A 13,873-nucleotide genomic window follows, 5' to 3' on the forward strand; every position below is an offset into this window, starting at 1 on the left:
CTGCCTCGCCCGCTTCGATTAGTTAATTATTCTTTTTCTTTCTTCGGTTTAAGTGCCAGCTTAATGTGCAACTGCTCCAATTGTGAACCATCAACTGGCGAAGGTGCATCCATAAGTAGATCTGTTGCACTTGCCGTTTTCGGGAATGCGATGGTTTCACGCAGATTTGTACGACCGGACAGCAGCATAACTAGACGATCTAAACCGAAAGCGATACCACCGTGTGGAGGTGTACCATATTCGAACGCATCCATCAGGTAGCCGAACTTCTCATAAGCAACCTCTTTCGTAAATCCAAGGGCTTCGAACATTTTCTCCTGTACTTCGCGTTTGTAAATCCGCATGGAGCCTCCGCCTACTTCATAACCGTTCAGAACGATGTCATAAGCTTGTGCACGGATCGCACCTGGATCTGTGTCAAATAGATGCAGATCCTCTTCACGTGGACGAGTGAACGGATGGTGTTCTGCTACATAACGTTTCTGATCTTCGTCATATCCAAGGAGTGGGAAGTCTGTAACCCAAGCGAACTTGAACACGTTATCGTCAATCAGACCGAGCTGACGTCCAATTTTAACACGAAGGGCGCCTAGAACGTCTGCTACAACCTTTTTATTATCAGCGGAGAAGAGGAGAAGGTCGCCTTCTTCAGCGCCTGTACGTTCCTTCACAGCCGCAATTTCTTCTTCGGAGAAGAATTTCACAATCGGCCCTTTGAATTCGCCGTCTTTCACTTGAATCCATGCCAAGCCTTTCGCGCCATAGCGAGCAGCATAAGGTCCAAGGTCATCGATTTCTTTACGAGTCCAAGTGCCACAGCCTTTAGCATTTAGACATTTCACTTCGCCGCCTTTTTCGATTACAGAAGCGAATACCTTAACACCGCTAGTAGCAACAATATCGTTCATTTCTACAAGCTCTAATCCAAAACGGAGATCAGGTTTGTCAGAACCGTATTTGCCCATAGCATCAGCATAAGTCAACCGTTGGAACGGAAGCTCAATATCTGCTCCTACAGTTTCCTTGAACAGACGCTGCATCAGCTTCTCCATCATACCAAGCAATTCATCTTGTGACAGGAATGAAGTCTCAATGTCGACTTGAGTGAATTCAGGCTGACGGTCAGCACGCAAATCTTCATCACGGAAACAACGAGCAATTTGGTAATAGCGCTCAACGCCGCCGACCATCAACAATTGCTTGTAGATTTGTGGAGATTGCGGCAATGCGAAGAATTCGCCTTCATGCACACGGCTTGGTACCAGATAATCACGCGCGCCTTCCGGTGAGCTCTTAGTTAGGATCGGTGTTTCTACGTCGATGAACCCTTCACTGTCAAGGAAATCGCGGAAGATCTTAGAAGCTTTCGAGCGAAGCAGCAAGGTTCTTTGCATCTCTGGACGACGAAGATCCAAATAGCGATATTTGAGACGCAGTGACTCGTCTACTTCCACACCATCTTCGATGAAGAACGGAGGTGTCTTAGCTGCGTTCAGCACTTCAATGTCCGTAATTTGCACTTCAATTTCACCTGTTGGCAGGTTGCGGTTAATGGTTTCCTCATCACGTTTAACAACTTTACCTTTAACAGCCAGGACGTATTCACTACGAACCTTATCAGCAATTTGTAAGGCTTCGCCAGAGTAGTCTGGGTTAAATACAACTTGTACAATACCGCTTCTGTCACGCAGATCAATAAATAATACGCCCCCAAGGTCACGGCGAGTCTGCACCCATCCGTTCAAGGTTACCGTCTGTCCAATATGTTCTGGTGTTAATTGTCCACACTGATGACTTCTTTGCATAATTTATCATTCCCCTTCATGGTTAAAAATACATTTTTAATCTTTCTCTATACAGTCACCATAAGACGTTAGTCAGATGGTCTAAACCAGTGCCTGACCCAGCTCATCCAGCTTCACGGTGCGTTGCTCCCCTGTATTCATCGACTTCACGGTAATTACACCATTCTTCAGCTCATCTTCGCCAAGAATCGCAGTATAACGTGCCGACATACGGTCTGCGGATTTCATCTGTGCCTTCATTTTCCGGCCCAGGTAGTCACGTTCTGCTGAGAACCCTTGGCTGCGCAGAATATATAGCTGCTTAGAGATTTCGATATCAGCTTCCTCACCGAGAGCTACGAAGTACACATCCAGTGGCTTCGCCGTCTCCAGCTCTACCTTCTGATCCTCCAAAATGAGGAGAATTCGTTCAAGTCCAATCCCAAAACCAATACCCGGTTGATCCGGTCCACCAATTTCTTCAACCAAACCGTTGTAACGGCCTCCGCCGCCCACGGTATCAATCGAACCAATACCTGCTGCTTTATATTCAAACGCTGTATGCGTGTAATAATCCAGTCCTCTTACAAGTCGAGGGTTAATGGTGAATTCCACACCCATGATATCAAGGTGCATCTTCACCTTTTCAAAATGAGTCGTGCACTCTTCGTCCAGACTATCCAAAATGGAAGGCGCATCTGTAAATTTATCTTGATCTACCTTACAATCCAGCACGCGAAGCGGATTACGCTCAATACGACGCTGACAGTCACTGCAAAGGGTATCCTTCATTGGTCTTAAGAAACCCAATAGCTTCTCCCGATAAGCTGCACGGCTAGGTGCGTTACCGACAGAATTGATTTCCACTCTTACATCCTTAAGGCCAAGATCCTTATAGAATTGATAGCCTAAGGAGACTACTTCCGCATCAATAGCCGGATCCACAGCTCCAAAAGCCTCAATACCAAACTGATGGAATTGACGATATCTACCTGCCTGTGGACGCTCATAACGGAACATAGGTCCGATATAATACAGCTTACTTACATCAGGTTCACCGTAAAGCTTGTTCTGAACATAAGCTCTAACGACACCAGCCGTTCCTTCTGGACGCAGCGCCAGATCACGATCGCCTTTATCCTTGAACGTGTACATCTCGCCTTCTACAATATCCGTTGTTTCGCCTACTCCACGCTCGAATAACCCCGTATACTCGAACATCGGTGTACGGATTTCACGGTAATTGAAACGACGGCATAAATCTCTAGCCTTCCCCTCAATATACTGCCATTTCTCCACAGCTCCCGGAAGCACATCCTGCGTTCCTGTAGGTTTCTCAAATCTTTCTTTAGCCACAGTCTATCCCTCCTAAAAAATACCCCTCTAAATCTGCTCTCTTCATCACTTCATCATGCTAAACAAAACAAAAAATCCCCCGCCCTGTTTATAAAAAACAGGGACGAGGGATTATCATAACCAATAATACACCCGTGGTACCACCCACATTCCGGATCAGAACCATTCTGAATCCGCTCAAAGCGGTTAACGCCCGCCTACGCATAACGGCTACTGATAGCGGCAATATACATTGCCCACTTTCGCCGTACGTTCTCGGGGAGGTCATTCATTCGCTCATCAACAGAATCCTTGCAGCCAAGCAGAAACGATAGATCATCCATTGTACTGAATATCATCTGAATCTACAGGGGATTCCTCTCTGGAGTTGTGGGTCCTCGAATTACTTGTTCCCGTCATCAAAACCATATGATAAAATCGTATATTTTTAAATTCTACTGAACTACTGCGCTAAAGTCAAGGCAGGAAATGCGAAGATGAATAAAAAATTCGACAACTTTCAACTTTTGACCTTTAACTTCAACCGTTACAAAAAAAATGACCTGCAGCCAAATGCTGCAGGTCCATCATCATATATTATTAAAAAGGGGGTCATGCCTTTATTATAAACACGCTATATTAAGGAAACATGTATGTAATATTACGATTATATTACATTCATGAAAGCGGTTTATTTTAATAGATTGTTGTTAATCGAATTGCTCTACAAATGCTCCTTTGCCCCGAAGGGTTTCCACAACCTCATTATAATTCTCTTCTGCAACACTTAGGTCCATCACATAACGAAGTTTACTTAAATCCCCATCTTCGAGCTCTCCATCTGCTACATCCGCACTAACCTGGTCTTCATCCACGCTATAATGGGTCTCAGGCTCATCACGCGTTTCGGAGGCGGCAACACCAGGGGCCAACATAGCTCCAGCTGCCGGAGTGCTACCCGTTCCAAGCGTCCCCACTGTACCTGCGGCTAACGTCGTATTACTAAACGGGGCTATCGGAAACAGAATTCTACGATCTTCCCCAATAGGGTCCGTGAGTGGCCATACCTCCAAGCCATCTACCTTGTAACTAATCAATGCTATTTTAGCACCTTCTGCTTCATTTTCCGTTCTAAAATATGCTTGGATTTTTCTGGTCATTACCATTACCTCCTTTAGATTATAAGACTCAGTGTTATAAATTGCTATTGCAGGACCTTCAATATTTCACGAACGAAGGCAGGCTCATCTTTCGGGGTACGCGAAGTAATGTAATTACGATCAACTACCACTTCTTCATCTTTAAACTCCGCACCAGCGTTCACAACATCATCTTTCAACGGAGGATAACAGGTGATGGTACGTCCTTTAAGCAAGTCTGCACTGATCAGAATTTGGGGTCCGTGGCAAATAGAAGCGATAGGCTTACCAGCTTCGTTTGCTTCTTTCACAAACTTCAAAATATCTGCATTTTGCCGTAAATTTTCTGGGGAAGAACCTCCAGGAATTACTATCGCGTCATAATTACCTGCTTGAACGTCAGCTATGGCTTTATCGGCTGCGTAGGAGACTTCCTTCTTTTTGCCTAGTAAGGTCTCACCCTTCTTTAAACCAATAATGTCAGCTTGATGTCCTGCCTTTATAACTTCATCGTAAGGGACCTTCATCTCAGAATCTTCAAAATCATTAGCTAGTAAAAATGCAACATTACTCATGTGATAAGTTCTCCTCTCTGCTTGTGCAAATGAATAGGTACTTATTTATCTTTCTTGTCGTCTATTACCCTTCTCACAATGATTTCTAACCTCTAATCAGAAAATATCCCCGGTTAACCGCATCAAAAAGCCGCCTCCACCACCCATTTCAGGTACGCGGTAAGAGATTACGGCTTCTTCCTTTGATCACTTGAGATTCAATTTCATCTTCCGTCTTTTTGGCTAATGCATAGGCTTCTACAGGACTCCCTGTCGCTAGTGCCGGGATACTTCTCCATACCCATGCCTTCTGTGAATGTCTCATTACTAAGCTCCTTGCATCGTGCGGGATAACTGTCTACCTTTAGTTTATCCAGCTCCAAGAGGCTCTATCCGCACAAGTATCTTACTCACTGCTCATCCACAATAAAAAAAAGATGTCGAAAGTTAGCTCCGCTAGAAGCAATTTTCGACATCTTTTTTTTCATTAACTGCGGCTATCTAAAATGAGAGTAACCGGGCCCCAATTGGTCAGCGACACATCCATCATCGCTCCAAATACACCCGTCTCCACTTGAAGGCCGCCAGCTCTAAGCTCTTGGTTAAAGTAATCATAAAGTCGCTCAGCCTCCGCGGGAGCTGCTGCTCCCATGAAATTCGGCCGTCTCCCCTTACGACAATCCCCGTATAAAGTAAACTGGGATACTGAAAGAATTGCTCCCTCAGTCTCTGTGACACTGTAGTTCATTTTACCAGCATCATCTTCAAAAATTCGCAGTCCTGCTATTTTATCCGCCAAATATTTGGCATCCTTTTCTGTATCCTCATGCGTAACGCCAACTAGCAGCATTAAGCCTTTGCCAATTTCTCCGGTCACTGCCTTATCCACGGTTACTTTGGCGTCCTTACAACGCTGTACTACAACTCTCATCGTACTACTCCGCTCCTTGCCCTATTGCATGATCCGATTCACTGTATATACATCCTTGACTCGTTTCACTTTATCTACAACGGATTGCAGATGTTCCGTGTTACGAATGAGAATGGTCATATGAATCATTGCCATTTTATTCTTGTCAGAGCGCCCAGTGACTGCAGAAATGTTCGTTTTACTCTCGGAAACTGCCTGCAGCACTTCATTGAGCAGTCCATTACGATCATGACCTGTAATCTCAATATCCACACTGTAGTTTGCTTCCATCGTACCTTCCCATTCCACTTCAATCACCCTTGCTGCTTCTTCTCCGTCACCTTCACTCGGAATGTTAGGACAATCCTGGCGATGTACAGATACACCCCGGCCCCGTGTAACATACCCTACAATGTCGTCACCCGGTACCGGATTACAACATCGTGCAAAACGGACAAGTAAATTTTCAATTCCCTTTACACTAACACCATTGGTCGGTTGATTACGTTTTTCGCCGGAAGACTTGATCTCCTTCATCTCTGAAGTAAGCTCTAAATGATTAGCAGCTTCTTCCTGCTCTTTGCGCAGCTTTTCCGTCAAACGGGAAGCAATCTGCGAAGCGGTAATCCCACCAAATCCAACGGCAGATAGCATATCCTCAACATCGTTAAAAGCAAATTTCTTCGCTGCTTCTAAAAGCTTATCATCAGAAATCCATTCAGAAACCTCGACATTCAGACGCTTCAGCTCACGTTCAATCGCTTCGCGACCTTTTTCGACATTTTCCTCACGTTTTTCTTTTTTGAACCATTGCTTAATTTTGCTTCGCGCATGTGAGGATTGAGCAATCTTGAGCCAGTCGCGGCTTGGTCCGTACGAATGCTTCGATGTCAGTATCTCTACAATATCGCCCGTCTTCAACTTGTGATCCAACGGTACGATCCGCCCGTTCACCTTAGAACCAATCGTACGATTACCCACTTCCGTATGAATACGGAATGCAAAATCAAGTGGTACAGAGCCCGCAGGAAGCTCAATAACCTCACCTTTAGGCGTAAACACGAACACAAGATCCGAGAAAAAGTCCATTTTGAGTGATTTTACGAACTCTTCGGCATCCTTGGCCTCATGCTGAAGCTCCAATATTTCGCGAAAAAAAGGCATCCGATTCTCAGGATTCACATTATTGCTGGTTCCTTCTTTGTATGCCCAGTGTGCTGCTATCCCGAATTCAGCCGTGCGATGCATTTCCCAAGTGCGAATTTGCACTTCGGTTGGCTCTCCGCCAGGACCTACCACTGTAGTATGCAAAGATTGGTACATATTGGCTTTGGGCATAGCTATATAATCTTTAAATCGACCTGGCATTGGCTTCCAAAGGGTATGAATAATTCCGAGGGTTGCATAACAATCCTTGATATTATCCACAATGATACGGATGGCCAGCAGGTCATAGATCTCATTAAACTGTTTGTTTTTCGTACTCATTTTGTTATAGACACTGTAGATATGCTTCGGACGACCTGAAAGATCACCTTCAATGCCCATTTCATCCAGCTTGGCACGAATACGGCCAATTACGCTGTCGATAAATTGCTCACGTTCAGCCCGCTTCTTATGCACTAGATTAGCAATGCGATAATACTGCTGCGGATTCAAGTAACGAAGCGCAATATCCTCCATCTCCCACTTAATCGCGGAAATCCCCAAACGATCAGCTACAGGACAGAAAATCTCCAGCGTTTCATAAGAAATACGTCGCTGGCTCTCTTCAGATTGATACTTTAACGTACGCATATTATGCAGGCGATCCGCTAGTTTGATAACGATGACCCGGATATCCTGCGCCATCGCAATAAACATCTTACGGTAATTCTCGTTCTGCTGCTCTTCCTTTGAGCGAAAACGGATGCGTTCCAGCTTAGTTAAGCCATCGACAAGCATCGCGCAGGTATCGCCAAATTTCGCGCGGATTTGTTCCAATGAGACCGTCGTATCTTCCACAACATCATGCAAAAGCGCCGCAACAATAGATATAACATCCATTTGCATATTGACGACAATATCTGCCACCGCCAGCGGATGCAGAATGTATGGCTCCCCCGACTTGCGGATCTGCCCGTGATGAGCCTGATCGGCAAATTCATAAGCTTCCCGGATGCGGAGAAGATCTTTATCTTTTATATAGGCGCCAGCCTTATCAATTAATCGCTCTATGCCCATTCTCGTCGTATCCGTTTCCTTTCTATAATAAAATGAACCCGCAATCATTCTGAAATCTGCAGGTTCCAATCATTTCGCAAGCAACTTACGCTCTTGTTCAAAGTTGTCTATAATTATGACGCTTACGAGGGATTACGTCAACACTTGCCATCTCATGGTATTCAAGAAGTAAAAGTTATGAAAATCGGACAAATTAATAACACTTGTGAAAATGTTGTTGTAAAAATGTCCAGTTCTATTTAATCTAGTAAAGGCGGATTTTCGCTGGACAACATCATATCCATTAAGAAAGAGGAGTGAACTCCATTGCAACGCGAAATTCAAGTTAATGAAAAACTTCCATGGGGCCCCGGTTTTCTGTTAAGCCTACAGCATCTGTTCGCCATGTTTGGCAGTACAGTGCTAGTACCTAACTTGTTCGGGGTTGACCCTGGCATGATTTTGCTGATGAACGGTATCGGCACACTGCTATACATTTGGATTTGCCGTGGTAAAATACCTGCCTACCTTGGCTCCAGCTTTGCATTTATCGCACCCGTATTATCAGTGCTTGCTGATCATAAAGATGATCATATGAAAGGGTACTCGCTTGCTTTGGGCGCTTTCATCATCACAGGTGTTATCTTTGTGCTCGTTGCTTTGATCATCCGTTATGCAGGAACAAAATGGATCGATGTTGTCTTCCCTCCAGCAGTAATGGGAGCTATCGTAGCAACGATCGGACTTGAACTTGTGCCTGTTGCCGCGCGAATGGCAGGACTTATTGCCCCTGAAGGTGTTGCAGTTGCAGACTGGACTCCAGATGGCAAAGCAATCACACTTTCTATGGTGACACTGGGCGTAACCGTAATTGGAGCTGTACTCTTCCGCGGTTTCCCAAAAATCATTCACATCCTCATCGGTATCGTAACTGGTTATGGTTTAGCTTATATTATGAAAATGGTGGATACGGCTGCAATATCTAATGCGAATTTTTTAGCGCACCCTACCATTGTTACTCCATCCTTCGATTGGAATGTAATCCTGACTATCATCCCAGTATCGCTAGTAGTAATCGTTGAACATATTGGACACTTACTTGTAACCAGCAATATTGTTGGCAGAGATTTAGCTAAAGACCCTGGACTTGATCGATCTCTGATGGGTAACGGGATATCTACAATTATCTCCGGTTTTATCGGTTCTACTCCAAATACAACCTACGGTGAGAATATCGGGGTTATGGCATTAACTAAAGTTTATTCTGTATATGTGATCGGTGGCGCAGCAGTGATTGCAATTCTGCTATCGTTCTCCGGTACTTTCTCCTCCGTTATCGCTAACATCCCAACACCTGTAATGGGTGGTGTATCACTACTGTTGTTCGGTGTAATTGCTGCATCCGGTCTGCGAATCTTCGTAGAGCAAAAAGTTGATTTTTCCAAAGCCACTAACATGATTATGGCTACGTTGGTGCTTGTTGTCGGAATTAGTGGTACAACCCTTACTATAGGTAATGTAAAACTCAGTGGTATGGCTCTAGCTACAATTGTTGGTATCGTTCTAGCCATATTCTTCAAACTCATTGAAGTTCTTGGACTGTCTAATGAAGGTGGAGAAAGCGATAAAGCTGCTCACTAATTTATTTATGAATTAATAATTCAAAAAGACTGCTCCAGATCCATTTTATGGATTGGGCAGTCTTTTTTCGAATCTCTTTTGAGCAAAAAATTGCAAAGCAGCAACCCTCCGCTAGTAGTGACAGAGAATTGCTGTTGTTTGCACTTTTCCACATTATTCGATACATAAATCCCAATTTATTTCCCGGGAAAAGACAAGTTTATCGTATTAATCTTCGTAATCAACTAATGTAATAACTTCGATTCCAGAAAGCTTATTACGTCCAGCAAGCTCAACCAATTCAATCAAAAACGCTGCGCCTACCACTTTACCACCAAGCTGCTCCACAAGGCTAACCGAAGTAGCTATAGTACCTCCTGTTGCTAACAAATCATCAGCAATCAATACATTTTGTCCAGGCTTAATGGCATCCGTGTGAACAGCAAGTGTGTCTTTACCATATTCAAGATCATATCCAACCTCGATAGTCTCATACGGCAGTTTACCACTCTTTCGAATCGGCACAAAGCCTACGCCCAATGCATAAGCAAGAGGTGCACCAACTACAAAACCACGTGCTTCCGGTCCAGCGATCACATCGATTTCTAAGTGGGATACAAGAGCTTTCAAGGCATCAATTGCCTGGCGATATGCATCACCGTCTTTTAACAAGGTGGTGATATCTTTAAAACTAATACCTTCTTTTGGGAAATCAGGAATCACGCGAATACTATCTTTAAAATCCAAATTTTTCATCTCCTAAAAGTTTTGTTAGCATATGCTACTTTGAGTTCGGTTCGGCAAAACTTACTTCGTAAGCGTCTGCTTTGTTTTGTTAGCATATGCTACTTTGAGTCCGTTTCGGCAAAACTTGCTTCGTAAGCGTCTGCTTTGTTTTGTTTAGTCTTTATGATACGCCTAAACGGCGTGATAACATCCAATCCTGCAGTTCAGACAAGCTACCTTCCATGAAGTACTGCTCCATTTCCGCCATCTGCCCCAGTCTGACAAAATGTCTTGATGCTGTAAGGCTTTTAGCTGTAGGCTGCGTAATAAAGGTCACACTTCCGTGACTTCTTTCGATAAAATCCAGCTCCTCGAACACATCTAGCATATTACTAAGCATTCGAATACTTAATGAGGATTGTCGACTTAGCCGCAGCAGCACTTCATGTTCTGGCGTTGCAACAGCAGTGATCGAAGCCAGCAGTTTATAGAGTATTTTAAAATGATCCCGTGTCGGAATGATAAGTCGTTCTCGGCCATCCTTTATAGAATGCAATAACGCAATATTATCAGCATTAGGAAAAGCCTTTAGTAACGCGTCTAGTTGTTCAGGAGTCTCCGGCATATCCAGTAGACATAACAGTGAGACATGCCCTGATTCCTGAATCGAATCATCCTTAATAGCGGCGCTAATGCCAGCTTCTTTATCATATACCCAGAAGGACATTCCTATCAATTCAGTCTGTGAAGACATACGTCCACTCTGAAACACTGCTGCAGCACGATATGGGCCAGCACCGCTATAGGGAAGCAGCAGCTCTCTAATATGTGCAGCCTGCCGTACAGCGTCAGCAGCACCACGAAGATCAAATAATTGAGCATCCTGAACTGATAAATCCTGTAGCATCAGCTGTGGTTTCCTCGAGCCATTCCATTCGTTGATCGACAGTTCAGCCAGCACATTGATCGGGGTGCCCACAGGGAGCAGCTTAGCCAAATCCCCTTTACCAAAAGCTAAGGCTTCGATCGTACTCTTACCCTGTTGCAAGACGATCTTCAAGTGTTTTCCGTCTTGCCCCATGGTGCGTGTCTCTTTCACTGTAGCCCCGCGAATGATGAACTTTGGCAATGGATTCGACATCCCGAAAGGTGCAAGCCTTTCCAATTCAAGCGCGGTCTGTAGGGACACATCGGAAATCGACACTTCTGCATCAGCAGAAGTAACAGGAACGAAATGCTCCGGTGTTAACACAGTAGCAGCGTATTCATTTAATGCCGCAGCGAAGGCTTCTAAGCCGTCCCGATGCAGACTCATTCCCGCAGCTGCTGGATGACCACCGAAATGATCCATTAAGTTAGAACAAGAGGATAAGGCCGCATATATATCAAGTCCAGGAATAGAGCGGGCAGAACCTTTGCACATGCCGGTCTCCGGATGAATATCCAGAATAATTACAGGTCGATAGTAACGCTCCAGCAGTTTGGAAGCCACTATGCCTACCACACCCACATTCCAACCTTGTTCAGCAAGGACTATGATGTCTGGTATTTCTCCACCCTGAGTCACCTGCTCCAGTTTTGCAGTGGCCTCCACTACAATTCTTTCTACGACCAATTGGCGTTCTTTATTAAGCAGATCAAGCTCCCCAGCCAGTTGCTCTGCCTCATCAGTATGCTCGGTTGTAAGCAACGCCACTGCCCGTCCAGCATGATCCAGACGACCACTCGCATTGATACGAGGCGCCATTCCAAAAGCGATATTAACCGCGCTCACAGTACTCATGGTTACGCCGCTAACATCGAGTAAGGCACGAATACCTGGGAATCGAGAATTTCGCATACTCACCAAGCCGTTTCGAACAATCTCACGATTCTCACCCAGCAGCGGCATTAAATCCGCTACAGTACCGATAGCAGCTATCTCTGCCCATTCTTCGGGAGTTTCCTCCCCTAGCATAGCCTGGGCGAGCTTATAAGCTACACCTACACCTGCCAATCCTTTGAACGGGTAGGGGCAGTCGGGCAGCTTCGGATTAATCAACGTATAAGCCTCTGGGAGAAGCTCTGGTGGCTCATGGTGATCCGTAACAATCACATCAATCCCGAGTTCATTAGCGTAAGCAATCTGATGATAGGCGCTAATGCCAGTATCTACAGTAATGATCAAGGATACACCCTGCTGTAAAGCCCAATCCAAAGCATGATTATGCAGCCCATAGCCCTCATTAGAACGGTGCGGGATATAAATATCAAAGGAAGCGCCTAAGTAACGCAGCAAATGAATCATTAATGCTGTACTGGACACACCATCGGCGTCGTAATCACCGTAAATCAGAATATGTTCTTCTTCTTTTAAAGCCTTTCTAATTCTGGGAACCGCTTCGGCCATTCCTTTTAGAAGGAACGGATCATGCGGAGCTTCCACACCGCCATCCATGAACGATAGAGCCTCATGTGGCGTATCAATTCCTCTAGTCACTAATAGTGAGGATAAGAGCGGAGAAATAGAAAGGCTCCGGGCCATATCCCTTACGACGTCGGGATCGGCTGCCGGAGATTGCCATCTTGTTTTTGAATAAAGCAATAGCGCTCACCTTTCTCTCACCTTGCGAACTACTGAAGCAGCGTCGGAATATCATTATCCACCAATTCATAATTACTTTTGTATGGATAGCCAGGATCATAAGGAACTACGTCCATATGTACCTCACCAACATGAACAAACCTGTGCTGCAGCAACTTTCTTGCACATTCCGAAATATCCTGTGCTTCCATCACCGTAATACGCGGATTTACACTGATCTTCACTTGCAGATTCACATAATTCCCTTGCTCAAGTGCCTTCAAATATTCTACACGAATAACACCATGAACACGTTGTACGGTTTCAATAAAATTAGCTGCCTCCTCAGAAGGTAGCTCCTGCGCATTCTTAACACTAACAGTATTAACAATGAGCAAATAACCTTTACGTAGAATTAAGCATCCTGTTAAAAGTGCAGCAATAGGGTCCATATAGAGTAGAGGATGCCAATAGGTACCCCCCATTGATAACGATATCCCAACTAATACTGTGATAGAAGTATACAAACTGAAACGATGACTATTGGCATAAGCAGCGTGACTGCCATCACCTATTTTTTTAAAGTACCGATATTGATATTGAAATACAGCTTCTTTAAGTACAATAGATAGTAAGACAGTTACAAGTGCAAGTTCTCCGCGAGTGGATGACTGTCCCTCGGTTAAGTCACGGATTGCAGAGAAGGCGATTTGCAGCCCCCCCATAAGAATTAATACCGAAAAAAGTATAGCTAAAAGCGGCTCCTTATTCCCTCGTCGCTCTTCTATCCGCTGCTTGCTCTTTCTGCTTTGTTCAGAGCGCCATGGGAGAATATCCGCCAATTTAGCTGCAGCATCTGCTCCAGAATATAATGCATCGCCCATTAAAGCCTTGCTACCTGAAATATAGCCAAAACTCCCCTTAGCTACTGCCAAAGTAACATCGCTGATGATCCCTGTCCAAGCAACCGTCTTGCTTTGCGGTGATCGTTCTTTATTCATACGAGGCCCCCCTTACCACTAGCAAGTAATCTCATGATG

Annotated in this window: 12 protein-coding genes; 1 reads left to right on the forward strand and 11 read right to left on the reverse strand. The window is 44.7% G+C overall.

Annotated elements, in window-relative coordinates; genetic code table 11:
* Nucleotides 1–26 precede the first annotated feature (26 nt).
* From aspS to ACQKMP_RS28230, 8 genes are all read right to left on the reverse strand, one after another.
* Nucleotides 27–1,805, reverse strand: coding sequence for an aspartate--tRNA ligase (aspS, locus tag ACQKMP_RS28195; protein WP_042191089.1), 1,779 nt, complete (start codon nt 1,803–1,805; stop codon nt 27–29).
* 81 nt (nt 1,806–1,886) lie between these two features.
* Complete coding sequence (hisS, locus tag ACQKMP_RS28200) at nt 1,887–3,140, reverse strand: histidine--tRNA ligase (RefSeq protein WP_042191091.1); 1,254 nt, start codon at nt 3,138–3,140, stop codon at nt 1,887–1,889.
* 197 nt (nt 3,141–3,337) lie between these two features.
* Nucleotides 3,338–3,463: a hypothetical protein gene (locus ACQKMP_RS28205; protein WP_256716317.1), complete on the reverse strand. Its 126-nt coding sequence runs from the start codon at nt 3,461–3,463 to the stop codon at nt 3,338–3,340.
* Nucleotides 3,464–3,829: 366 nt separating this feature from the next.
* Nucleotides 3,830–4,279, reverse strand: coding sequence for a hypothetical protein (locus ACQKMP_RS28210; RefSeq protein WP_076284836.1), 450 nt, complete (start codon nt 4,277–4,279; stop codon nt 3,830–3,832).
* A gap of 44 nt (nt 4,280–4,323) precedes the next feature.
* Complete coding sequence (locus tag ACQKMP_RS28215; RefSeq protein ID WP_076284837.1) at nt 4,324–4,833, reverse strand: type 1 glutamine amidotransferase domain-containing protein; 510 nt, start codon at nt 4,831–4,833, stop codon at nt 4,324–4,326.
* Between the two features lie 148 nt (nt 4,834–4,981).
* Complete coding sequence (locus ACQKMP_RS28220; protein WP_179085778.1) at nt 4,982–5,137, reverse strand: hypothetical protein; 156 nt, start codon at nt 5,135–5,137, stop codon at nt 4,982–4,984.
* Nucleotides 5,138–5,299: 162 nt separating this feature from the next.
* Nucleotides 5,300–5,743: a D-aminoacyl-tRNA deacylase gene (dtd, locus tag ACQKMP_RS28225; protein ID WP_076284841.1), complete on the reverse strand. Its 444-nt coding sequence runs from the start codon at nt 5,741–5,743 to the stop codon at nt 5,300–5,302.
* A gap of 21 nt (nt 5,744–5,764) precedes the next feature.
* Nucleotides 5,765–7,945 carry a RelA/SpoT family protein gene (locus ACQKMP_RS28230; RefSeq protein WP_042194390.1) on the reverse strand — a complete coding sequence of 727 codons (2,181 nt, stop codon included), beginning with the start codon at nt 7,943–7,945 and terminating at the stop codon, nt 5,765–5,767.
* Between the two features lie 306 nt (nt 7,946–8,251).
* On the opposite strand from ACQKMP_RS28230, the gene uraA reads away from it, so the two are divergent.
* Complete coding sequence (gene uraA / locus ACQKMP_RS28235) at nt 8,252–9,565, forward strand: uracil permease (RefSeq protein ID WP_340972374.1); 1,314 nt, start codon at nt 8,252–8,254, stop codon at nt 9,563–9,565.
* Between the two features lie 207 nt (nt 9,566–9,772).
* Here the strand turns inward: uraA and ACQKMP_RS28240 are convergent, their stop codons facing one another.
* The 3 genes from ACQKMP_RS28240 to ACQKMP_RS28250 form a co-directional block, all read right to left on the reverse strand.
* A complete protein-coding gene (locus ACQKMP_RS28240; protein ID WP_283908729.1) occupies nt 9,773–10,291 on the reverse strand; it encodes an adenine phosphoribosyltransferase in 519 nt (172 codons plus the stop codon).
* Between the two features lie 160 nt (nt 10,292–10,451).
* Nucleotides 10,452–12,854, reverse strand: a complete 2,403-nt coding sequence (recJ, locus tag ACQKMP_RS28245) for a single-stranded-DNA-specific exonuclease RecJ (protein WP_427472196.1) — start codon at nt 12,852–12,854, stop codon at nt 10,452–10,454.
* A 29-nt stretch (nt 12,855–12,883) separates the two neighbouring features.
* On the reverse strand, nt 12,884–13,834 hold the full coding sequence (locus ACQKMP_RS28250) for a cation diffusion facilitator family transporter (protein WP_427472198.1): 951 nt from the start codon (nt 13,832–13,834) through the stop codon (nt 12,884–12,886).
* Nucleotides 13,835–13,873: the final 39 nt, after the last annotated feature.

Source organism: Paenibacillus sp. NPDC101420 (assembly GCF_050277435.1).
Lineage (GTDB): Bacteria > Bacillota > Bacilli > Paenibacillales > Paenibacillaceae > Paenibacillus_AQ.